We start from the raw sequence: 21964 nt of genomic DNA, 5'->3' as shown, positions 1-21964 counted from the left end.
ACAACGTGCGTGGCGGGAACTGGCAGGTGATGCCGCCCCGTACGGCACGACGACAGGAGTGAGTGGCCGGTGCTTGTGAAGACGTTCCGCTGGGCTTTCGCCGTCACGGCCCTCGGCCTGGCAGCGGGCGTGCTCTACGACGGCTGGACCGCCCTCGGCATCGTGGCGATCCTTTCCGTCCTGGAGATCTCGCTGTCCTTCGACAACGCGGTGATCAACGCCGGGATCCTGAAGAAGATGAACGCCTTCTGGCAGAAGATCTTCCTCACCGTGGGCATCGTGATCGCGGTGTTCGGGATGCGGCTGGTCTTCCCGGTGGTGATCGTGGCGGTCAGTGCCCGGCTGAGTCCCTGGAGCGCGGTGCACCTGGCGCTCACCGACAAGGACCGCTATCAGGAGCTGGTGACGGACGCCCATCCGTCGATCGCGGCCTTCGGCGGCATGTTCCTGATGATGATCTTCCTCGACTTCGTTTTCGAGGACCGGGAGATCAAGTGGCTGGGGTGGCTGGAGCGTGCGCTGGCCAGGCTCGGCAGGATCGACATGCTGTCGGTCTGCATCGCCCTGATCGTGCTGCTGGTCTCCGCGACCACCTTCGGCGCCCACGCCCACCAGCACGGCGGCACGCACGCCGACAAGGCTCAGACGGTCCTGCTCGCGGGTGTCGCCGGTCTGATCACCTACATGGTCGTGGGCGGTCTCTCCGGCTTCTTCGAGCAACGCCTCGAGGACGAGGAGGAGCGCGAACAGGAGGCGGCGCAGAAGGCGGAACGGGCGGGGAGGCCCGGATCCCCCGTCAAGCTGGCGGGCAAGGCGGCGTTCTTCATGTTCCTCTACCTGGAGGTCCTGGACGCGTCCTTCTCCTTCGACGGCGTCATCGGCGCCTTCGCCATCACCAACGACATCGTCCTGATGGCCCTCGGCCTCGGCATCGGCGCCATGTACGTCCGGTCGCTGACCGTCTACCTGGTCCGCCAGGGCACCCTCGACGACTACGTCTACCTGGAGCACGGCGCCCACTACGCCATCGGCGCGCTGTCGCTGATCCTCCTCGTCACCATCCAGTACGAGATCAACGAGATCGTCACCGGCCTCGTCGGCGTCGTGCTCATCGGCGCCTCCTTCTGGTCCTCCGTGCGCCGCAACCGCGCGCTGCGGGACGCCTCTTGAGGGGCGGCCCCGGTCGCCCGACGCGGGCCCGCGCCGTCACTGCAGGCGCCTGATGTCACCGCGCACCCGGTAGAAGCCGCCCGACGCGGCGTGCAGCGCGTCGACCACGTAGCGCGCGCCCGGCTCCCGGATCGCCCTCGGGAACTGGACGTTCCACGATCGGTCGTACCCTTCCGTCACCACGTGGATCCGGGTACGGCCGTGCTCCTGGACGCATTCGACCACGACGGAGCCCACGGGCGCCGCGGTCACGGTCGTCACGGCGGTGGCGGCGGTGGCGGGCGCGTACGTCGGCAGGGTGGCGGCGAGCTTCACGTCCCGGGCGACGGGCACCGAGCCCTGCTGCGCCGCCGTGACCGCCGCCTCGCTCGCGTCCACGCACACCAGGGAGCCGTCGGTGGTGACGAGGAACAGCCGCTCGTCGCGGTACTGCATGGACAGGGCGGAGCCGCCGCCCGTGCCCAGCTTCCACAGCCGGGTGCCGTCCCGGTCGAAGCAGTACACCGAGGAGGCGGAGTCGCCGGCGAAGACGAAACGGCCGCCGGGAGAGGTGGCGCACGAGTACACCGGGCTGTCGCAGTGGTACGTCGCCTCGATGCCACCGGTGGCCTTGGACAGCCGCTGGACCGTGTGCCGCGCCGTTCCCGCGTAGACCGCGTCGTCCTCCTGCCAGCCGAAGAGCACGGCCCCCTGGGTGGGCGTGTGCCACAACTCGGCGCCGCCGTCCGGGGAGTGGGCCGTCACGCCGCGGGTGTGCCCGTGGTAGACGGCCCGGTCGTCGGCGCGCACCATCCAGGCGTGCTCACCGCGTCCGCCGCGGGACCACTGGTGTTCGTCCTCGTGGTCGATCACGGTGAGCCGTCCGGCGCGGTCCGCGACGTTCAGCACGCCCTCGTGGATGTCGAGCCAGAAGATGTCCACGTCGGCCGCGATGTCGTAGGCGGCGAAGGGCAGTTTGGACGACAGGTCGTAGACCCGGCCGTCGTCGCAGCCGGCGTAGATCCAGAAGTCGTCGGCGACCAGGCACTTGACGCCGTCCGGCAGTTGGTAGCGGGCGAGGACCTCGCCGCCGTGGGCGAGGGTGTAGACGTCGCCCGCCTGGTTGCCCACCCAGCACCGGTCCTCGTCGATGTGGATGCCGAAGGCCGCGGAGCCGGTGCGGAACCGCCACAGGACCGGTGCGACCGCGCGGGCGGTGGACGGCGCGGAGGACACCTGCCGGCGGGTGACCGCGCGGGGCGCGCGCTGTCCCTGCACGGCTGCCTCGTAGCCCTTGCGCACCTTCTCGCCTATCTTCTTGGCGGCCGCCGCCTCGGCCTTCTGGGCGGTGGGGAAGGTCGACGTCTGGGTCTGTCCTGCCGCGCCGATCCGGCCGTAGCGCACCGTCACGACCTGTCCCTGGACGGTGACTTCGTAGAACTTGTGCGCGCTCCCGTCGTCCTGCGACAGCTCCAGGTACGTCCTCGACATGGCAGACCTCTCCCCGGTCGGTCCCGCGGCGTGTTCCGCGGGTTCCACTGATCACACCGTACGAGGTCCCACTGACAGTGGTCCTGGCCGGCGGTGGGGACGTAGCGCATCAGTGAGTTGAACGTGGCGTCCGTCGACTTCTCGGTGTGGGGCGTCGCGGTCTCCTGCAGGGAACAGGTGTCAGGCGGTCCGCTCGACGCTCCACCGCGGCAGCAGCTCGAAGAACGCGACGGCGTCCTCGCGCCACCGCGGACGCCAGCCCTGAGCCACCAGTCGGGCCCGCTCGGCGTACTGCCGCATGTCGGCACGCATCCGGTCGGCGACGCCGGTGCGCTCGCCGATCGCGCGGATCTCGGCGATGGTCTGCGGCGTGCAGGCCGGATCGCCCAGGGCCTCGTTGACGAAGTCCCGCTCGGAGCCGCTCACGGCGGACAGCAGGCGGACGACGGTGTAGGTGTGCCTGCCCTCGCGGATGTCGCCGCCCGTCGGCTTGCCCGTGGTCCCCTCGTCGCCGAACAGGTCCAGCCAGTCGTCGCGCATCTGCCCGCAGACGCCGACCAGCCGCGCGTACCGGCGCAGCTCGTCCTCGTGGGCGCCCGGTTCGGCGCCCGCCGCCAGGAGGCCCAGGCGCATCGGTGCGAGGACCGAGTAGCGGGCGGTCTTGTGGTCGGCGACGTCGTGCAGCATCTCCGTGTCCGGGACCGCGGCGGTGAAGTCCCGTTCCAGGTCGGCGATCTGGCCCACGAAGGTGTCGGTCGCCGCCCGGGTCTGGACCTCGACCATGGCCTGACGCACCGCGACGGGCAGCTCGGCCGCCAGGAGTACGCGCAGGGAGAGGGCGAGGGCGAGGTCGCCCGCGAGCACGGTGAGGCCGAGGGCCGCCCGCGGACGCCCGGGGAACCGCTCCCGGTAGGCGTAGTAGGTGGTGGGGCCGCCCCGGCGGGTGGCGCTGTCGTCGATGAGGTCGTCGTGCACCAGGCCGTGGGTCTGCAGCAGTTCGATGCTCAGCGCGGCGGCGTCCAGCCCGTCCACCGGCTCGGCGGTCACCAGGCGCGCCGCCTCGTGCAGCAGCACGACCCGCATCCGCTTGCCGCCGCGCAGCGACAGGTCGCGCAGCAGTCCGACGCAGTCGGGGGTGAACCGGCTGAAGGCCGGGGCGTCCAGTGCCGTGCCCAGCGTGTCGAAGTACTCGGCGAAGAGCGCGTTGAACCGGCGCTCGATCCGGGCGGCACGGTCCAGCGGCTGCTCGGTCATGACGAAGTCCTCCTGGGGCCTGGGCGGGTGGCGCGCCCAGCAGTGTGTCAGGAGGCCCGGAGTGTCCGGCGACCCGTCCGGGGATGCGGGTCGCAGGTGCCGCAAAACGGGATCAATGGTCGTTCGAGTTGAAGGAGATGTGGATATACCTCCATCCTTCCTCCATGTCTCTCGCGTCTGCCGCCTCCGATCTGTCCGACCTGCGCGACTACGCCTTCGAATGGGCGCTGGTCGATGTGGAGACCTCGGGTCTCGTACCGCGCCGTGACCGGGTGCTGTCCGTGGCCGTGGTGACGCTGGGCGCCGACGGCGAGCAGACCGGCGAGTTCTCGACCCTGCTGAACCCCGGCTGTGATCCGGGGCCGGTGCACGTGCACGGGCTGACGGCCGAGCGGCTGCGCGGGGCGCCCGCCTTCGAGCAGGTGGCCGGGCGGATCGGCGCCCTGCTGGAGGGCCGGGTGCTGGTCGCCCACAACGCCCAGTTCGACTACGACTTCCTCGCCCACGAGTTCACCCGGGCGGGGCTGCGGCTGCCGGTGGCCAGGCGGCTGTGCACCCTGGCGCTGAACCGCCGCGTCGACCCGCCGACCGACGACCTGAAGCTCGGCACGCTCGCCGCGCACTACGGCGTGCCCCAGCTCAAGGCGCACGACGCGCTGGACGACACGCGGGTGCTGGCGGGGGTGCTGCGCGCCTCGCTGCGGGAAGCGGCCCAACTCGACCTGCCGCTGCCCCTGGTGGCGTGCCCGCCGCGGCAGGACGCCCAGTTCGCACCCGCACCGCCGAAGACGCCGTGCGCCTTCCGCAACCCGGGGCGGCTCACCGCGGGCGGGCCGCTGGTGCAGGGCATGAAGGTCGCCGTCACCGGGGAGACCCGGACCGCCCGGGCGGACCTGGTGCTGCGCGGCGTCGCGGCGGGACTCAACATGATGGGCTCGGTCAGCAGGCACACCAGCGCCCTGGTCACCAACGACCCGGCCGCGGACTCGGCCAAGGCGCGCCGGGCACACGCCGAGGGCGTCCCGGTGATCGACGAGTCGGCCTTCCTGCGGCTGCTCGGCGACGTCCGCCCCGGCACGGCCCACGAGGGGACGGTGGCCCCGGTACCGGCGCCCGAAGCCGCACCGGCCCCGGAGCCCGCCACCGCGCTGCCGGCCGTGCCGACGCCACGCGCGCCGGAGCCGGAGCCGGAGCCGAAGCAGGGCGAGGCCGCCGGTGCGCAGTTGGGCAGGAAGCGTTCCGGGAAGCCGCGCGGGCCGCTGACCGGGCGGCGGGTCCTCGTGCTCGGCGGCACCCACCCCGATGCGGTCGCCGCCCGCACCCGCGTCGTCGAACTCGGCGGCGCCGCGGCCATCAACCTCTCCGCCGGCGTCACCGACGTGGTCGTCCTCGACGGCGGCCGCACGGACCGCCGGCTGCCCCGGATCACCGCGCTGCTCCTGCCCACTCACGACGCCGCGTGGCTGGTGGCACCGGTGGTCGCGGAGGCGCCCGGCACCGCGGGCGGACGGGCCGCCGCCCACGTGCTGCCGCGCGGTGGCGTCGTCGACCTGCCGCTGCCGAAGGGGCGGGGGGCGGAACACCGCTGGACGGTCACCGCGTCCTGGGCGCAGCAGACGGCGTGCGAGATCGACGTGGTCGCGTTCGTGCTGGACGAGGACGGACAGGTCTCCTTCGACGAGGACTTCGTCTTCTACGGCGCCCCGGAGAACCCGGGCGGCACGGTCCGGCTGCTGAGCGACGGCCCGACCGAGCAGACCGTGAGCGTGGACCTCGCCACGTTGCCGCCCTCGGCCCGCAAGGTCGTCGTCGCCGCCGCGATCGACGGCTCCCCGGCGTTCGGGGAGGTGGGTGCCCTGCACATCGTCTCCGGCCCGGGTACGAGTGCGGCGGCCCTGGCGCAGGCCACGCTGGACGCCGCCACCACGGAACGCACGATGCTGCTCGCGGAGATCTACCGGCGCGGGCAGAGCTGGCGGCTGCGGGCCGTCGGCCAGGGCTACGACCACGACCTGGGCGCCCTCGCCCAGGGTTACGGCGTCGACGTGGACGACTGATCCCGGCCGCGTGCACGCGCGTGCACCCGCGCACACGCCACGGCCCGGCCCCCTGGATCGCGGGGCCGGGCCGGGAAGCGGGCGGGTGCTCAGCCCTGGCGGGCCTTGAAGCGCGGGTCCTTCTTGTTGATCACGTACGTCACGCCCCGGCGGCGCACCACCTGCGCACCGGGCCTGGCCTTGAGGGCGCACAGGGAGTTGCGGACCTTCACGACTGCCTCCTCACGTCTCGGCACTTCTCGGCGGGCGCATGTCAGTCACGCCGCACAACGCCGGCGGCCGCCGGGGCATTCCCGTCGGCCGTGGCGCGTCAGCAGTCCTGCCAGAGCCGGGTCATCACCCGCACCCCGAACCGCAGGCCCTCCAGCGGCACCCGCTCGTCGACGCCGTGGAAGAGCCGCCCGTAGTCGAGGTCGTGGGGCAGCTTGAGCCCCTTGAAGCCGAAGCAGCGAATGTCGAGCTTGGTGAATGCCTTGGCGTCGGTGCCGCCCGGGTTGCAGTACGGCACCGGGTGGCCGTCGGGATCCTCGGCGCGGACGGCGGCGCACATGGCGTCGACGAGCGGCCCGTCGAAGGAGGTCTCCATCGCGATGTCGTGGTTGACCCACTGGCGGGACACCGAGGGCAGGAGCAGGGCGTCGATGGTGTCGATCAGCTCCTGCTCGTGACCGGGCAGGAAGCGGCCGTCGACGCGGGCGGTGGCCCGGCCCGGGATGACGTTGGTCTGGTAGCCGGCGGTGAACATGGTCGGGTTGGCCGAGTTGCGCAGCACGACCTGCATGAAGTCGGCCACGTGGCCCAGCTTGGCCAGTTCGGCGTCCAGGTCCTCGGCGTCGAGGTCGAGGTCGACCCCCTGGAGGCGGGCCGCCTCGGCGAGCAGGGCGCGCACCGGCTCGATCAGGCGGACGGGGAAGGTGTGCCGGCCGATGCGGGTGAGGGACTCGGCCAGGTCGGTGACCGCGTTCTCGTCGTTCGGGGAGGACCCGTGCCCGGCGCGCCCGGCTGCCGTCAGCTCCATCCACGCCATGCCGCGCTGGGCGTTCTCGATCGGGTAGAGGCGCCGGGTGTCGTCCAGGGCGTAGCTGAAGCCGCCGCCCTCGCCGATCGCCTCGGTGACGCCCGCGAACAGCTCGGGCCGGTGCTCCACCAGCCAGTGGGCACCGAACTTGCCGCCGGCCTCCTCGTCGGCGAGGAAGGCGAGGACGATCTCGCGGGCGGGCCGGGTGCCGGTGCGGGCGAAGTGGCGGGCGGTGGCCAGCATGACGGCCACCGTGTCCTTCATGTCGATGGCGCCGCGGCCCCACAGGTAGCCGTCCCGGATCTCCCCGGAGAACGGCGGCACCCGCCACTCGGCCGCGTCGGCCGGTACGACGTCCAGGTGGCCGTGGACCAGCAGGGCGCCGCGGGAGGTGTCGGCGCCGGGGATGCGGGCGACGACGTTGGCGCGGCCCGGGGCGCCCTCCACCAGCTCGGAGGCGATTCCGGCCTCGGCGAGGCGGGCCACGACCCAGTCGGCGCAGGCCCGCTCGTCGCTGGTGGGGTTGGAGGTGTCGAAGCGGATCAGCTCCGCGCACAGGTCGACGACCTCCCGCTGCGCCTCCTCGGAGGCCGGGACGCTTGCGGGTGCGGTGGTGCTCACGGTGCTCCTACGGTGGCCGTGCCGGTGGCGGCGGCCGGGGTGGGTTCGGTGGTGTCGTCCAGGGCCGTGGTGCCGTACGTCCTGATCCAGCCGGCGAAGCCGAGGACGCAGTAGAGGACGAAGGCGGTCAGCAGCGAGTTCAGGGCGGGGATGCCGCCGTCGTAGAACTTGCCGACGCAGAAGGCGGCCGCCCAGATGACCAGGGACATGGGCACCCAGGTCGGTGACGTGGCGGGCAGGGTCTCCGCGTCGCGGGTGGCGTCCAGGGGTGCCCGCATGCGGCGCACCACCCAGTACTCGGCGACGATGATGCCGCCCACCGGCGGGATGGCGACGCCCAGCACGGACAGGAAGTCGGTGAAGTGGGTCATGATGCCGACGGCGGAGAGCAGGGTCCCCGCGATGCCGAGGACGATGGTGACCGCGCCGCGGTGCACGCGCTTGCCGAAGACGACCTGGAAGAAGTTGACGACGCCGAGCGAGGAGCCGTACAGGTTCCAGTCGTTGATCTTCGCGGTGGACATCAGGACGACGAGCACGCCGAAGACACCGGAGGTGGAGAGCACGATCTGGGAGACCTGGCCGCTGCCGACCAGGTGGCCGAGCAGGACGCCGGTCAGGCCCACGATGTACTCGGAGAGGATCATCGACGACGCGCTCTGCAGGAAGACGTGGCTGCCCTTGCGGTTGTAGCGGGTCATCTCCGGGGAGACGATCGCACCGGTCATGAAGCCGCCCGCGATGGCGGTCGCGGCGACGGCGAGCGGGATCGTCTCGCCGGGCGGCGGGGAGTGGATCAGCTCGGAGAAGGAGTGGTCGCTGAGCGCGTCGGTGACCGACCAGGCCACCATGGCGAAGAACAGCGGCGTGACGATCTTCGCGAAGACGGCCATGTACTTGAAGCCGAAGATGACCAGCACGGTGATGGCGACACCGGCGGCCGTGCACCACAGCCAGGAGGGGCCGCCGACGAGCGCGGACACGCTGTCGCCGAAGATCGTGTTCTGGACGCCGAACCAGCCGACGAGGCTGACCGAGATGACCAGGCTGACCAGCGCGGACCCGTTGCGGCCGAAGCCCGCCCAGCGGGTGAGCAGGGGCGTCGCGAGCCCTTCGCGCATACCAGCCAGGCCGATCGCGAAGATGACGACTTCGAGGATCACCGCGCCGAGGGTGAACGCGAGGAAGGCGTCGCCGAAGGTCATGCCGACGCCGATGGTGGCGCCGAGGGTGAACTGCGAGATGGAGCCCGACTGCGCGAGCCACTGCAGCAGCATCGTCCAGAAGCCCAGGCGCTTGTCGCGCGGGACGCGGGAGAGGGCGTAGTCGTCGCTGCCCACGGCTCCCGTGGCCGCTTCCGCGGTGGCGGCTCCCTGGGCGGGGTTCTTGTGCGTGGCCATGATCACGACCCCCCGGGTTCGCGGCCGAGGGTCTGCAGCCGGGTGAGCGAGCCGTAGCGGGACACGAGCGCGTCGAACTCCTGGTCGTCGTGGAAGTCGAGCTGTCCGCCGCCGTAGGCCTTCGCGGTCTCGACGGCGAACCGGGCGGCGGCCGCGATGTCGGTCTCGTGGCTGGCGCCGGTCTGGCAGCCGGGCACCGCCGCCGCGGAGGTGATCGCGAGGCCGACCACCGGTGCGGCCGTCGCCGTGGCGGGCTGCAGGATCGAATTGATGTGGTGTACACCGTTACCGTACGGGGTGATGTCCTGGGTGGTCACGGGGTACGTGACCAAGGGCTCACCGGTCACCACGGCCAGCAGCTCACCGAGCCGCTCGCTCACCTTGAGCACCCAGCCCTCCTTGACGGTGGGCGACAGGGCGAGGCCCTTGTGGTTGATGATGCGGTTGCCCTTGGTGGTGTCGACGGAGAGCACGGCCTCCATCTCGCCGGTGACCTCGTGCCGGTTCATGGTCGCGATGTCGACGGGCGAGTCCATGAACGGCACCGGGTCGTGCGGCGCGGTCGGGGCGTTCGGGCAGATGTGCGTGGCCACGATCACGTCGCCGTCGAGCACGTCGCCCCGGCGCCGCATGTCGAGCAGCTTGGCGGCGGTGGCGAGCGCCGCGACCGCGCCGTCCGCGTCGGAGACCAGGCCGACGGCCTCCGGGCGCGCCCCGACGCCGCCGAGCCGCCCCACCACGCCGAGCGTCCGCGCGGCACCGCCCCGGGTTCGGCCCGCCCGGCCCGGTATCCGTACGAGCACGAAGTCCGTCGAGCCGCGCTCGCCGGTGACGGTGGTGACCTCGGCGCCGGAGCCCTCGGGGCCCGCCACGGAGTCGAGGTGGGCGGCGACGCGCTTGCCGTCGACGTCGGGATCGTCGAGCAGATCCACGAGATCCAGGACGTACTTCAACATGGGCAGTTCTCCTGATCCGCACCGGGGGCGGTGCTCACAGCAGGTTCGGGATGGACTAGCGTTGTCCGCAACTGTTTCCCGCTATCTGCAATACCGGTCTGCATGGTGAGATGTGGTGATGAGCGATGGTGGGATGTGACCGAGAGGAGCCGTCATGGCCGGCCGCCCCGTTGAGCCCGTGGACCGCAGGACGCCGGCCGGGGCGCTGCAGACCGTCGACCGCGCCCTGCTGGTGCTGCTGGCGTTCGAGCGCACCCGCCCGGACTGGGGCGTCACGGAGGTCGCCGCCGAGTTCGGCTGGGACACCTCGGTCGCGCAGCGGCTGCTGTCCACCCTCGCGGGCCGGGGTTTCCTGGTCTCCGACCCGGCGACCCGCCGCTACCGGATCGGCCCGGCCGCCCTGCGCCTGGGCCGCCTCTGGGAGCGCTCGGGCTCCCTGGAGCTGCTCGCGGAACCGGTGCTGCAGGAGCTGCGGACGGCGACCGGCGACACGGTGCTCTTCTGCCTGCCCGACAGCTTCCACATGCGCTGTGTCGCGGCCGTCGAGGGCGAGGAGGGACCGCTGCGCTACTACCCGCTGGTCGGCGAGCTGTACCCGGCGCACGCGGGCGCCACCAGCAAGTCGTTCTACGCCTTCCTGCCCGACGAGCAGCGCCACCGGCTCTTCCGCGGGCGTCCCATGGCGCGCTTCACCGAGCGCACGGTCACCGACCAGGACCAGCTGGAGCGCGAGTTCCGCACCGTCCGCGCGCAGGGCTACGCGTGGACGGTCGGCGAGTACGACGCCGGCATCGGCACGGTCGCCATGCCGGTGTTCCTCGGCTCGGAGCCCTACGGCAGCCTCAGCCTCGGCGCCGCCAAGGAGCGCTTCCCCGACGGTCCCGAGGACCGCCTGGAGGTGCTGCGCCGCGCCGCCCGGCTGCTGGAGCAGCGCCTGAACCACCCGCCCCAGCACCACCGGCGCCCGCGCGCCTCCCGTACGTCCTGACGCACCACCGATCCACCCCCGTCGACGAGGAAGACCCCGTGAACCTCCTGCTCCTGTCCAACTCCACCCAGCACGGCCGCGGCTACCTGGAACACGCCCTCGACACCGTGACCGGCTTCCTGCCCGCCGGTGCCCGGCTGGCCTTCGTCCCGTACGCGCTGGCCGACCACGACACCTACACCGCCCGGGTCCGGGGCGCTCTCACAGACGCCGGGATCGACGTGCGGGGCGTGCACGAGGGTGGCGACCCGCTCGCCCGGCTCGACGAGGCGGACGCCGTGTTCGTGGGCGGCGGCAACTCCTTCCGGCTGCTCTCCGCGCTGTACCGGACGGGGCTGCGGGAGGCGCTGATCAAGGCCGTCGGCGGCGGGCTGCCGTACATGGGGGCCAGCGCCGGGACCAACATGGCGGCGCCCTCGCTGCGTACCACCAACGACATGCCGATCGTCGAGCCGCCGTCCTTCGAGACGCTGGGCCTGGTGCCGTTCCAGATCAACCCGCACTACCTCGACCCGGACCCCGGCTCGACGCACAAGGGCGAGACCCGCGAACAGCGGCTCACGGAGTTCCTGGAGGAGAACGACGTGCCCGTGCTGGGCCTGCGGGAGGGTTCCTGGCTGCGGGTCGAGGGCGACCGGGCCGTGCTCGGCGGTGAGCGCGACGCCCGGCTGTTCCGGCGGGGCACGGCCCCGCGCGAGCTGGCGGTGGGTTCGGACCTGTCCGAACTGCTCGGCGTGCGGGGCGAGTTCGACACCGGCACCCACTCCTGAGCGCACGCGACGACGCCGGAGGCCCGTGCGGGTCTCCGGCGTCCCCCGTAGGCGTGGGTCAGCGCTTGATCTCCTTGATCTTCAGCATGCGCGTGATGACCTTGTCCAGCTCCTCGTCGTCGAAGACCTTCTTCCAGTCCTCGCGCACGATGGACTCACGGCCGTAGTCCATGGCGATCAGGCAGGCGTCCGAGAAGGGGTTGGGAACTGCTGGCCGTTGACTGCGTACGAGTGTGCTTTGGCGCGTTCGGGTGAGCATGGCGGTGGCGTTGGAAGGCTGTGTCTCCGAGCAGGAACGAACGTTCGCCTGCCGAATGCGTGTGTCAGGGGTGGCGGTGCGTACCCGACTGAGGCAGCTCACCACCACCGACGTGGAGGTACTGCGGCAGGTCGGCGCGCATCTGGGCGCACTCGCGTCCCGTGACCTGACAGCGCGCTGTCGTGACGGGCTGGATCATGATGCCGGGGCGTGGGCGGTGCGCAAGCGGGAGCTGACGCCGCTGTCGTCGGCCCGTTGGGCGGGTGCGATCACCAAAGCCACGCACGATCAGTGGGCGCTGGCCCGCCGTGGTGCCCACGCGTATCTCCAGTCGTTGGAAGAAGGGGTGCGGACCCTGCGGCACCGGCTGTCACTCCCGATCGGGGAGAAGGGGGCGAAGCGCGGACCGGGTGGGTATCGCAGCCGGCGGGAGTGGCATGCCAAGGCCCGGCGCCTGCACGTCCTGGAGGACCGGCTCGCGCGGGCACGCGTGGACTGGGAGGCAGGGACCGTGCACGTGGTGAGGGGTGGCAAGCGGCTGGCCCGCGCGCGGCATCACCTGACGGCCGCAGGGCTCACCGAGGCCCGGTGGCGCGAACGGTGGGAGACGGCACGCTGGTTCGTGCAGGCGGACGGGGAGTCCGGCAAACGCTTCGGGAACGAGACCATCCGCATCAGCCCCGACGGCGAGGCCAGTATCCGGCTCCCCGCTCCGCTCCAGCATCTGGCCAACGCGGCGCACGGCCGGTACGTCCTCACCGGCCGCATCCGGTTCGCGCACCGGGGGCAGGAGTGGGCCGACCGCGTCGCCGCGCACCGGACCATCGCCTACCGCATCCACCACGACACGACGCGCGGCCGCTGGTACGTGACCGCGTCCTGGCAGCAGCCCGCTACCCGCACCGTCCCTCTGGCTGTGGCGCTGACGCAGGGGGTGATCGGGGTCGACATGAACGCCGACCACCTCGCCGCCTGGCACCTGGACACCCACGGCAACCCCATCGGAGACCCACGCCGCTTCTCCTACAACCTCACCGGCCCCGCCTCCCATCGCGACGCGCAGGTCCGCCACGCCCTGACCCAACTCCTGCACTGGGCCACCACCAGCGGCGTCAAGGCCATCGCCGTCGAGGACCTGGACTTCACCGCCGAGAAGACCCGGGAGAAGCACGGCGCGAGGCGGCGGTTCAGGCAGCTGATCTCCGGCATGCCCACCGCACGGCTCCGCGCCCGCCTGACCTCCATGGCCGACCAGACCGGCATCACCGTCATCGCCGTCGACCCCCGCCTACACCTCCCGCTGGGGAGCCCAGCACTGGCAGAAACCCCTCACCAGCACCACTCGCAGGACGACCCGGCACGCGTCGGACGGCACCGCCCCGCACCCACCAGAGCGATGGACGCGGGCATCGGACCGCCCAGGCCGGACCGGAGACTCCTGGGCGTGAGGGACCCCGCCCCCGTATCCCCGGACCACGGACCACGGACACGATCCGTGCCACCGGACACGGCGCGAACGCGGGCGACCAGGACACCCAACACCATTCGGGATGTCCGCAGCGAACAGGAATGGGTCCAAGACTCACTCCTGCTCACTGAATAGGAACGGTTGGAGCCCTTCAGCGTGTTGGCGAGGGCGACCTGGGTGTGGCCGAGCAGCATCGCGCGGGCCGCCTTCTCAGGGACGCCGACGATGTGGACGGTCTCGTGCAGGGCCTCGGTCAGCAGGGCGCCGACCATGCAGGCGATGGTCTCCACGAGGGTCGGCTCAAGGACGGCGAGCTGCTTGACGGTGACCCAGTGGACGTCGACGCGACATCGAGGGCACCGTCAGCGGCACGCTGTGCGAGCACGACGCGGTGCTCCAGGCCATCCGGGCCCGTCATCCGGAGGCCGCGGACCGGGCGATGGCCGAGCACATGCGGATGGCCGGCGCTCGGCTGCGCGCCTCGGTGGACGGCGAGGCCTGACCCGGCGGCAACCGTCCCGCCGCGCGGTCTGTCGGCGCCGACGCCTCGTCAATAACCTGGTGCGGCAATGCCGTTGTCGACCGAGGAGTCCCATGTCCACCGCGCAGCAGGTCCCCGACATCCTCTCCCCCGAGTTCGCGGCGAACCCGTACCCGGCCTACCGGACGATGCGGGACAGCGCGCCCCTCATCCGGCACGAGGCCACCCAGAGCTGGATCGTCTCGCGCTACGAGGACGTGGAACGCGTCTTCAAGGACCGCGCCGGTCAGTTCACGACGGAGAACTACGACTGGCAGATCGAGCCCGTGCACGGCCGGACGATCCTCCAGCTGAGCGGCCGGGAGCACGCGGTCCGGCGCGCCCTGGTCGCCCCGGCCTTCCGCGGGGCCGACCTCCAGGAGCGGTTCCTGCCGGTCATCGAACGCAACTCCCGTGAACTCATCGACGCGTTCCGGCACACCGGCCGCGCCGATCTGGTCGCCGACTACGCGACCCGGTTCCCGGTCAACGTCATCGCGGACATGCTGGGCCTGGACAAGGCCGACCACGACCGCTTCCACGGCTGGTACACGTCGGTCATCGCCTTCCTCGGCAACCTCTCCGGCGACCAGGAGGTCGCGGCGGCCGGTGCGCGCACCCGGACGGAGTTCGCCGAGTACATGTTCCCGGTCATCCGGGAGCGCCGCGAGAACCCCGGCGACGACCTGCTGTCCACGCTGTGCGCCGCGGAGGTGGACGGGGTGCGGATGAGCGACGAGGACATCAAGGCGTTCTGCAGCCTGTTGCTCGCGGCGGGCGGCGAGACCACCGACAAGGCGATCGCCGGAATCTTCGCCAACCTGCTGGCCCATCCGGAGCAGTTGGCGGCCGTGCGCGAGGACCGGAGCCTGATCCCGCGTGCCTTCGCCGAGACGCTCCGCTACACCCCGCCGGTCCACATGATCATGCGTCAGACGGCGACCGACGTCACGCTCAGCGGCGGCACGATACCCGCCGGTGCCACCGTCACCTGCCTGATAGGGGCGGCCAACCGGGACGAGAGCCGCTACCGCGATCCGGACCGCTTCGACATCATGCGCGAGGACCTGACCACGACGACCGCCTTCTCGGCCGCCGCCGACCACCTCGCCTTCGCGCTCGGCCGGCACTTCTGCGTCGGCGCCCTGCTGGCGAAGGCCGAGGTCGAGATCGGCGTCGGGCAGCTCCTGGACGCGCTGCCCGGCCTGCGGACGGAGGACGGCTTCGAGGTGGTGGAGCGGGGCGTGTTCACCCGGGGCCCGCAGTCGCTGCCGGTCCGCTTCACACCCGTGGCCTGAGGCACCGCGCGCCGGTGCTCAGGCCACGACGGGTGTGAAGAGCGCGGGCAGGGTCGTCAGCCCGCGCATCCAAATGGACGGACGCCAGGTCAACTCCTCGGGCTCGACCGCGAGTACGAGGTCGGGGAGGCGCTCCAGCAGGGTCTCGACCGCGGTGCGGGCGACGACGTCGGCGAGCAGGGGTGCCGGGTACGGGCACCGGTGTTCGCCGTTGCTGAAGGACAGGTGCGCGGAGTTCTCGGCGCCGACGTGGGCCTCGGGCCACAGCTGCGGATCGGTGTTGGCCGCGGCGAAGCCGAGCACGAGGCAGTCGCCGGCCCGGATGTGCCGGCCGCCCAGCTGGGTGTCATTGACGGCCCAGCGTCCGATGAAGTTCTGCGTGGGCGTGTCCAGCCACAGCACCTCGTTGAGGGCCTCCCCCACGCTGAGGCGGCCGCCGGAGACGTTCAGGGCGAAGCGTTCGTCGGTGAGCAGCAGGCGCAGCGTGTTGCCGATCCAGTTGGCGGTGGGCTGCTGGGCGGCGGCGATGACGGAGATGAGGTCCTGGACGATCTCCTCGTCGGTCAGTCCCGCCGGGTGGGTGAGCATGCGGGAGGTGACGTCGGGGCCGGGGCGCTCGCGCTTGTGGCGGACCAGTCGGTGGATGCGCTCGCCCACGCGCGTGTACGCGGCGACCGGGTCGTCGCCCTCGGCCGCGTCCAGGGAGATACGCAGGTCCTCGACGAGCTGCCGGGTCTCGGCGCCGGTGTGCGGCATCCCGCACATCCGGACGGCGGCGATCATCGGCAGGGGGTGCGCGTAGCCGCTCATCAGCTCGGCCCGGCCGCTTCCGGCGAAGGCGGCGATGAGCCGGTCGGCGAGCTGTCCGCAGTCCCGGGCCAGTTCGAACTGGTCGATGCCGGCCAGTGCCTGGGTGATGACGCCGGCCCGCCGCCGGTGCTCCTCGCCCTCGGTGAACAGGACGGACGGCTGGTGGCCGACGTAGGGCAGCAGGGGCCAGTCGGGCGGGATGCCGCCCCACTGGTTCCAGCGGCGCGAGTCCCGGGCGAACAGTTCGTCGTGACTGGTCACATAGCTGACCTCGGGGTAGCCGAGGATCAGCCAGGCGGGGATGCCACCGTCCAGGAGCACGGGCGCGACGGCGCCGTGTTCGGCCCGCAGGCCTCGGTACAGCTCCGAGGGCGTCTGCTGGTACTCCAGTCCGGCCAGCGGCACGGCGTCCGGGTGGGCGGGGCATCCCGGTGCGGCGGCGGGGTGGGGTGACGGGTCGATGTCGGTCACGATGCGTTCTCCTGGGCCAGGGCCAGTTGGTAGAGGTGGTCCACGAGGGTGACCAGCACGTGCTTGCCCGAGGTCCGCACCCGCGCGTCGCAGTCGATCAGCGGCACGTGGTCGGGCAGCGCAAGGGCCAGCCGGATCTCGTCCAGGGAGTGCCGGGCGGTGTCGTCGTCGAAGCGGTTCACGGCCACCACGAACGGGGTGCGGTGGTGTTCCAGCCGGTCTATCGCGTACCAGGAGTCGTCCATCCGGCGGGTGTCGACCAGGACGACCGCGCCGAGGGTGCCGGAGAACAGCCGTTCCCACAGGAACCAGAAGCGTTCCTGGCCCGGGGCGCCGAACAGGTACAGCACCATGCGGTCGTTGAGGCTGATCCGGCCGAAGTCGAAGGCCACGGTGGTGGTGGTCTTCGACGTGACCCCGCCGGTCTCGTCGACACCGACTCCGGCCTGGGTCATGACCTCTTCGGTGTTGAGCGGCCGGATCTCGCTCACCGAGCGGACGAGGGTGGTCTTGCCCACTCCGAAGCCGCCCACGACGACGATCTTCAGTCCGGTCTCCGCGGCGTCGGTCAGCGGCTTGCGGCCGGAGGTCGTGGTGGAGCCGGAGGCGGTCGGGTCAGAGGTTGCGGAGCCCATGGAGCACCTCCTGGAGAAGGGCGGTATCGGGGTGGGACGCGGCCCTCTGCCCCAGGCGCGGGTGGCGCGCGGTGATGCTTCCGGTGGCGAGCAGGTCGCCGAGCAGGATGCGCACCACCGTGATCGGCAGGGCCAGTTCGGCGGCGAGTTCCACCACGGCCGTGGGGTGCCGGCACAGGTCGAGGATGCGGACGTGCTCCGACTGCATGCCGGCCGACGGCCCGCATTCGGCGACGACCAGGGTGACGAGGTCGAAGGAGTCGTCGGCGCGGCTGCGCCCGCCCGTGACCGTGTAGAGCCGGTCGGGTGGGCCGGTGTCCACGGGCCTGCGCGTCACGACGAGCTGCCCCCGGGGACGGCGTGGCGCGGCTCGGCCCTCAGGTGTTCACCGATCTGCTCGACCAGCTCGGTCATCTGGTGGCCGACCACGCCGGGGTCGGCGTCCTCCACCGCGACGACGGCCAGGTGCGCGCCCTCGCCCGCCTCCACGATGAACAGCAGCCCGCCGTGGAACTCGGTCATGGAGTGCCGCACGCCGCCGGTGCCGTTGCCGAACTCGACGGAGGCGCCCTGGGCGAGGGCCTGGATGCCCGAGCAGATCGCGGCGAGCTGGTCGGCCCGGTCCAGGGTGAGGTGTTCGGTCCAGCAGAGCCTGAGGCCGTCGCGGGACAGGACGAGGGCGTGGCGGGTACCGGGGGTGCGGTCCAGGAGGTTCTGCAGGAGCCAGGTGAGGCTGTTGTCGGTGGTCTGCATGATGGGTGCGGGGACGGTGGTTCCTGGTGTTGCGGTCACCGGCCCGTTCCTCCAATCTCACGAGCGACACGAGCGGTGGGGCGAGGGGCACCGGTGCGCGCCGGGGGCGTGCCGCGGGTGCGATGCGGGTGCGATGCGGGTGCGATGCGACGGGGGGCGGTCCTGCCCGCCTCCTAGCCGGGGGCGGGCGGTTCGGACTCCGACGCGCCGCCGGACGCCCCGGACCGGCGCCCCCGGTGGAAGGCGCCGAAGCTGGCCCCGGCGTCGCGGGAGGCCGGCGCCGCCGGGTCGACGGGCGGCCGGTGGTGGTCGCGGCGTTCCCGCTCGGCCTCCGCCTCGGCCATCGTGCGGCCCGGGGAGCGCATGGGCAGACCGCCCGGTGTGGCGGTCGCGGGGCCGGGGCGTAGCGCCTGTTCGGGCAGGACGGTCCGCTCCACCGGCCGGACGTCCGGGACCCGCCGCGGGTACGCCGGGGCCTCCGCGGCCGGGGCGGGGCCCGGGACGGTGGGGGCGCCGCCGCCGAAGGTGCGGCCGGTCAGGGCGGGCCCGGGGTCCCGCTGCTGGGCCAGCAGCTGGGGCGGCACCAGGACGACGACGCCGGTGCCGCCGCGCGAGGAGGGCCGGTAGCTCACGCCGACGCCGTACTTGGCGGCCAGCCGTCCCACCACGGCGAGGCCGAGGCGGGTGCCCTGCAGCGAGGCCAGGTCGTTCGTCCGCCCCGACACCGCCTGTTCGGCGTGGTGCATGGCGGCGTCGGCCATCTTCAGCCCGCTGTCCTCGATGGTGACGACGATTCCGGCGGTACGTTCCTCCACGTAGACGTGGACCTCGTCGATGGGCGGCGAGAAGTTGGCGGCGTTGTCCATGAGTTCGGCCAGCAGGTGCATGACGCCCTCGGCCGCGTAGCCGGAGATCGCGGCGTCGGTGGAGCAGTGCATCCGCACCCGCTGATAGGCGGCGATCCGGCCGACGGCGCCACGCAGGATGCTCTCCATCACGATGGGTCTGTTCCAGGCCCGGCTGGAGCGTCCGCCCATCAGGAGGGCCAGCCGGTCGGTGATGAGGCCGAGCTGCGAGGTGCTGTGGTCCAGGCGCAGCAGATCGCCGAGAACCTCCTCGCCGTGACGATCCTGCATGTCCCTCAGATCGGCGAGCATGCTGACGGCCTTGGCCTGGACGCGGCTGAGGGACTTGGCGGAGGCGGCCTGCGCTGCGGCGGTGCGCCGTTCGCTGTGGGCCAGTTCCCGGACGAACAGCTCGGCGCAGGCGCGGGTCTGTGCTCCGCGTGGCCAGTCCAGTTCGGCGAGGACGATCTCCGCCGAGGTGCCGTCCCGCAGTTTCCCCACGGCGGCGGGCAGGGTGCTGTTGGTCAGGTGTTCCAGCTCCGCGACGCCCCGGCGTGTTTCCCCCAGTGCCTGCTGCCGCCGGGACTCGGCGTCCGCGGCGTGCCGCACCGCGTCCTGCGCCAGGACGGCGAAGCTCTGGACGACCTGACGCAGGTGCGGCCCGGAGGAGGGAGCGGTGTTGGCGACGGCCTCGTCCGCGCCGGTGCCGTCGCGCACTTGCTGCGCGATACCCGGTAACGCGACGTTGACCAGGTGCACCAGCCCGGCGTTCTCCTGCGCGAGCCGGGCCTTGAGGGCGCCGATCTCGGTCCGCCGGGCCGCCGCGGTCCGGCGCGCCCGTCCGACCAGGTGGGAGCCGAGGACGACGGAGACGGCGACGCACAGCCAGGACGTCAGGGCGAGGGTCGCGGTCCAGCTCCGGGCGGTCTCGGGAGCGGCCGCCCAGGCGGCACCGGCGGCAGCGGCGGCGGCCGGCAGCACGAGCAGGGGGACGGCTGGGGTGGAGCGGTGAGGTTTCTGCGTCCGGGGCGGGGTGGGGGGTGCAGACACTGACATTCCGCGGTCCCTCGGGTCCTTGAGAGCGGGGAAAGGGCCGGCCGACCTGGGTCGACCGCGGCCGGAGCCGGGCCGCCGGCGAGTGGCGATCACTCCGGCGGGCTTGCGGCTCATGCTAGTCAGCGGGTTGACCGCGCATGCCGGACCGGCCGCGGACCCCACCGAGGAGCGAACTTCCCGACATCTCGCCCATCGAACTCACCGATGTGGTACAGGCGTTCTGCCTGGGGCAGGTGTTCCGGGCGGACGCTTCGGGCCGGGCCCCGGGTGAGCGGCGGTCAGTCGCCCAGATGGCGGACCAGCGCCCGGGCGACCTCCTGTGCGGCGGGTGCCGTCCAGCGCCTGCGGTGCCGGGCGAGCCGTACCGGTGCGGCGGGGAAGCCGGGTCCCTCGACCCGTACCAGGCGCCCGCGGCGGAGTTCCTCCGTCACCGTGGTGAGCGGCAGCAGCGTCAGCCCCAGCCCGGCCGCTACGCAGTTGCGCGCGGCGTCGACGCTGCCGAACCTGGTCAGCCGGGGCCTGGTGTCCGGCACCTGGAGCAGCCGGCGGGCCAGCGCGTCGCTGTAGGAGCAGCCCTCCTCCAGCAGGAAGAAGCTCTCCTTGGCGAGTTCCAACCAGCTCGCCGCCCGCTCCCGGGCGGCCAGTGGGTGTCCGGGAGCGGCGACGAGGGCGAGCGGCTCGCGGCCGACCGGCTCCGACGTCACGTCGGGGAACTCCGTCTCCTCCTCCAGCAGCAGCGCGAGGTCGAGGCGTCCCGACCGCAGCCCCTCGACGCACTCCCGGGTCCCGGCCGCGTACAGGTGGACGTCCACCTCGGGGTGGCTCGTGCGCAGCGCGGCGACCAGTCCCGGCAGGCGGCTCGCGCACAGGGACTCCGGGCTGCCGATCACCACCCGCCCCGACACGGCGCCGGTCTCCGCGCTCCCGGCCCGCAGCCGCGCCACGGCGTCGAGCACCTCCTCGGCCCGTTCCAGGAGGCGGCGGCCGGCGTCGGTGAGCAGGGCTCCGGTGGGCAGGCGGTCGAAGAGCCGCACGCCGAGGTCCCGTTCCAGGGTGCGGATGTGCACGGTGACGGTGGACTGGGCCAGGTGCAGCTCGGCCGCGGCGGCGGTGAAGCCGCCGGTGCGGGCGAGCACGGTGAAGGTCGTCAGCAGTCGGGTGTCCACGGACCCAGGGTATGCGGTTCGTCGATGGAGGAGATCGTGAACGATCGTTGGACACGATCGGCGGGTGGCTGGCAGCGTGTCCGCCATGACGACGGAGATCCTGCGCTACTCGGCCTTCACCCACGACCCGGCGGGCGGCAACCCGGCCGGCGTGGTCCTCGACGCGTCCCGCCTGGACGACAGGGCGATGCTCGCGATCGCCGCCGAGGTGGGCTACTCCGAGACCGCGTTCGTCACCGGCGGCGACGCGGAGCGACGGCGGTTCCGGGTCCGCTACTTCAGTCCGCTGGCCGAGGTGGCGTTCTGCGGGCACGCGACGGTGGCGCTGGCCGTCGCCCTCGCCGAGCGGCTGGGCCCCGGCGAGGTCGTCCTGGACACGCCCGCCGGTGAGATCCCGGTGTCCACCGCGGTCGACGGGACCGGAGCGGTGCGGGCCACCCTGACCAGCGTGCCGACGCGTTCGCGCCCGGCGCTGCCCGCCGAACGCGACGCCGCGCTCGGAGCGCTCGGCTGGACGGCGGCCGACCTGGATCCCGCCCTGCCCGCCCACGTGGCGTTCGGGGGAAACGACCACCTGGTGCTCGCCGCCGCGTCCCGGGCCCGGCTGGCCGGCCTCGACTACGACTTCGACGCGCTCGCCGAGGTCATGCGGCGCTACGGCTGGACGACGGTGGACCTGGTGTGGCGCGAGTCGGCCGAGCGCTATCACGCCCGCAACCCGTTCCCCGTCGGCGGCGTCGTGGAGGACCCGGCGACGGGTGCGGCGGCCGCGGCGTTCGGCGGGTACCTGCGCGAACTGGGCCTGGTCACCGGCCCGGCCACGATCGCCATCCGCCAGGGCGAGGACATGGGGCGGACCAGCGAGCTGCTGATCGAGGTGGGTCCGCGCGATCCGCGCACCCGGGTCACCGGACAGGCCGTGCCCGTCTCCGGGGCGTCGGTCTGAGGCGCCGGTCCGGGACCACCCCCAACACCGTCT

18 protein-coding genes and 4 pseudogenes are annotated in these 21964 nt (G+C 72.4%); 8 read left to right on the top strand and 14 right to left on the bottom strand.

The features are described 5' to 3' along the window. Positions 1-69: 69 nt before the first annotated feature. The gene (locus ACFV9J_RS11785; RefSeq protein ID WP_385353013.1) at positions 70-1170 is read left to right on the top strand and encodes a DUF475 domain-containing protein; all 1101 of its coding nucleotides are present in this window, start codon (positions 70-72) and stop codon (positions 1168-1170) included. 36 nt (positions 1171-1206) lie between these two features. Here the strand turns inward: ACFV9J_RS11785 and ACFV9J_RS11780 are convergent, their stop codons facing one another. Continuing rightward, complete coding sequence (locus ACFV9J_RS11780) at positions 1207-2640, bottom strand: WGR domain-containing protein (protein ID WP_385353011.1); 1434 nt, start codon at positions 2638-2640, stop codon at positions 1207-1209. Between the two features lie 180 nt (positions 2641-2820). After that, positions 2821-3894: a polyprenyl synthetase family protein gene (locus ACFV9J_RS11775; protein ID WP_385353009.1), complete on the bottom strand. Its 1074-nt coding sequence runs from the start codon at positions 3892-3894 to the stop codon at positions 2821-2823. A 164-nt stretch (positions 3895-4058) separates the two neighbouring features. On the opposite strand from ACFV9J_RS11775, the gene ACFV9J_RS11770 reads away from it, so the two are divergent. Further along, positions 4059-5951, top strand: a complete 1893-nt coding sequence (locus ACFV9J_RS11770; protein ID WP_385353007.1) for a DEDDh family exonuclease — start codon at positions 4059-4061, stop codon at positions 5949-5951. A gap of 89 nt (positions 5952-6040) precedes the next feature. On the opposite strand, the gene ykgO is transcribed toward ACFV9J_RS11770, so the two are convergent. The 4 genes from ykgO to ACFV9J_RS11750 all read right to left on the bottom strand — a co-directional run bounded on the left by ykgO (position 6041) and on the right by ACFV9J_RS11750 (position 9946). After that, positions 6041-6163 (bottom strand): type B 50S ribosomal protein L36, encoded by a 123-nt coding sequence (gene ykgO, locus ACFV9J_RS11765; protein ID WP_383619566.1) that lies wholly within the window; start codon positions 6161-6163, stop codon positions 6041-6043. A gap of 98 nt (positions 6164-6261) precedes the next feature. Beyond that, positions 6262-7590, bottom strand: coding sequence for a M20/M25/M40 family metallo-hydrolase (locus ACFV9J_RS11760; protein WP_385353004.1), 1329 nt, complete (start codon positions 7588-7590; stop codon positions 6262-6264). Continuing rightward, positions 7587-8990 (bottom strand): cytosine permease, encoded by a 1404-nt coding sequence (locus ACFV9J_RS11755; protein WP_385353002.1) that lies wholly within the window; start codon positions 8988-8990, stop codon positions 7587-7589. The genes ACFV9J_RS11760 and ACFV9J_RS11755 overlap by 4 nt, the downstream gene beginning before the upstream one ends. A 2-nt stretch (positions 8991-8992) precedes the next feature. Next, complete coding sequence (locus tag ACFV9J_RS11750) at positions 8993-9946, bottom strand: DUF1177 domain-containing protein (protein ID WP_333751011.1); 954 nt, start codon at positions 9944-9946, stop codon at positions 8993-8995. Positions 9947-10100: 154 nt separating this feature from the next. Between ACFV9J_RS11750 and ACFV9J_RS11745 the strand changes: the two genes are divergently transcribed. Continuing rightward, positions 10101-10934, top strand: coding sequence for an IclR family transcriptional regulator (locus ACFV9J_RS11745; RefSeq protein WP_385352999.1), 834 nt, complete (start codon positions 10101-10103; stop codon positions 10932-10934). Positions 10935-10972: 38 nt separating this feature from the next. Then, the gene (gene pepE / locus ACFV9J_RS11740) at positions 10973-11704 is read left to right on the top strand and encodes a dipeptidase PepE (protein WP_385352997.1); all 732 of its coding nucleotides are present in this window, start codon (positions 10973-10975) and stop codon (positions 11702-11704) included. Between the two features lie 58 nt (positions 11705-11762). Here the strand turns inward: pepE and ACFV9J_RS11735 are convergent. Beyond that, positions 11763-11972, bottom strand: a pseudogene (locus ACFV9J_RS11735) (phosphogluconate dehydrogenase C-terminal domain-containing protein); the annotation flags it as partial. Between the two features lie 46 nt (positions 11973-12018). Between ACFV9J_RS11735 and ACFV9J_RS11730 the strand changes: the two are divergent. Next, a pseudogene (locus ACFV9J_RS11730) lies at positions 12019-13566 on the top strand (IS200/IS605 family accessory protein TnpB-related protein). Between the two features lie 5 nt (positions 13567-13571). On the opposite strand, the pseudogene ACFV9J_RS11725 reads toward ACFV9J_RS11730, so the two are convergent. Beyond that, positions 13572-13775, bottom strand: a pseudogene (locus ACFV9J_RS11725) (phosphogluconate dehydrogenase C-terminal domain-containing protein); the annotation flags it as partial. Here ACFV9J_RS11725 and ACFV9J_RS11720 point away from each other — a divergent pair. Next, positions 13769-13933, top strand: a pseudogene (locus ACFV9J_RS11720) (FCD domain-containing protein); the annotation flags it as partial. The pseudogenes ACFV9J_RS11725 and ACFV9J_RS11720 sit on opposite strands and share 7 nt — an antisense overlap. A gap of 92 nt (positions 13934-14025) precedes the next feature. After that, positions 14026-15249 (top strand): cytochrome P450, encoded by a 1224-nt coding sequence (locus tag ACFV9J_RS11715; protein ID WP_385352995.1) that lies wholly within the window; start codon positions 14026-14028, stop codon positions 15247-15249. An 18-nt stretch (positions 15250-15267) separates the two neighbouring features. Here ACFV9J_RS11715 and ACFV9J_RS11710 read toward each other — a convergent pair whose 3' ends face one another. From ACFV9J_RS11710 to ACFV9J_RS11685, 6 genes are all read right to left on the bottom strand, one after another. Continuing rightward, positions 15268-16530 carry a cytochrome P450 gene (locus tag ACFV9J_RS11710; protein ID WP_385352993.1) on the bottom strand — a complete coding sequence of 421 codons (1263 nt, stop codon included), beginning with the start codon at positions 16528-16530 and terminating at the stop codon, positions 15268-15270. Continuing rightward, positions 16527-17165, bottom strand: a complete 639-nt coding sequence (locus tag ACFV9J_RS11705) for an ATP/GTP-binding protein (RefSeq protein ID WP_385352991.1) — start codon at positions 17163-17165, stop codon at positions 16527-16529. Before ACFV9J_RS11705 ends, ACFV9J_RS11710 begins: the two co-directional genes overlap by 4 nt. Next, positions 17146-17502 (bottom strand): DUF742 domain-containing protein, encoded by a 357-nt coding sequence (locus ACFV9J_RS11700; RefSeq protein ID WP_385352989.1) that lies wholly within the window; start codon positions 17500-17502, stop codon positions 17146-17148. Before ACFV9J_RS11700 ends, ACFV9J_RS11705 begins: the two co-directional genes overlap by 20 nt. Further along, positions 17499-17918: a roadblock/LC7 domain-containing protein gene (locus ACFV9J_RS11695; protein ID WP_003978274.1), complete on the bottom strand. Its 420-nt coding sequence runs from the start codon at positions 17916-17918 to the stop codon at positions 17499-17501. Before ACFV9J_RS11695 ends, ACFV9J_RS11700 begins: the two co-directional genes overlap by 4 nt. Positions 17919-18091: 173 nt before the next feature. Continuing rightward, entirely contained in the window at positions 18092-19819 is a 1728-nt protein-coding gene (locus ACFV9J_RS11690) for a sensor histidine kinase (RefSeq protein ID WP_385352987.1), read from the bottom strand. 278 nt (positions 19820-20097) lie between these two features. Further along, positions 20098-20985 carry a LysR family transcriptional regulator gene (locus tag ACFV9J_RS11685; RefSeq protein ID WP_385352985.1) on the bottom strand — a complete coding sequence of 296 codons (888 nt, stop codon included), beginning with the start codon at positions 20983-20985 and terminating at the stop codon, positions 20098-20100. Between the two features lie 85 nt (positions 20986-21070). Between ACFV9J_RS11685 and ACFV9J_RS11680 the strand changes: the two genes are divergently transcribed. Continuing rightward, entirely contained in the window at positions 21071-21931 is an 861-nt protein-coding gene (locus ACFV9J_RS11680) for a PhzF family phenazine biosynthesis isomerase (protein WP_385352982.1), read from the top strand. Positions 21932-21964: the final 33 nt, after the last annotated feature.

Origin of the sequence: Streptomyces sp. NPDC059906, from assembly GCF_042730645.1 — a bacterium.
Taxonomy (GTDB): domain Bacteria; phylum Actinomycetota; class Actinomycetes; order Streptomycetales; family Streptomycetaceae; genus Streptomyces; species Streptomyces rubrogriseus.
This window is presented reverse-complemented; position numbering and strand designations above follow the sequence as displayed.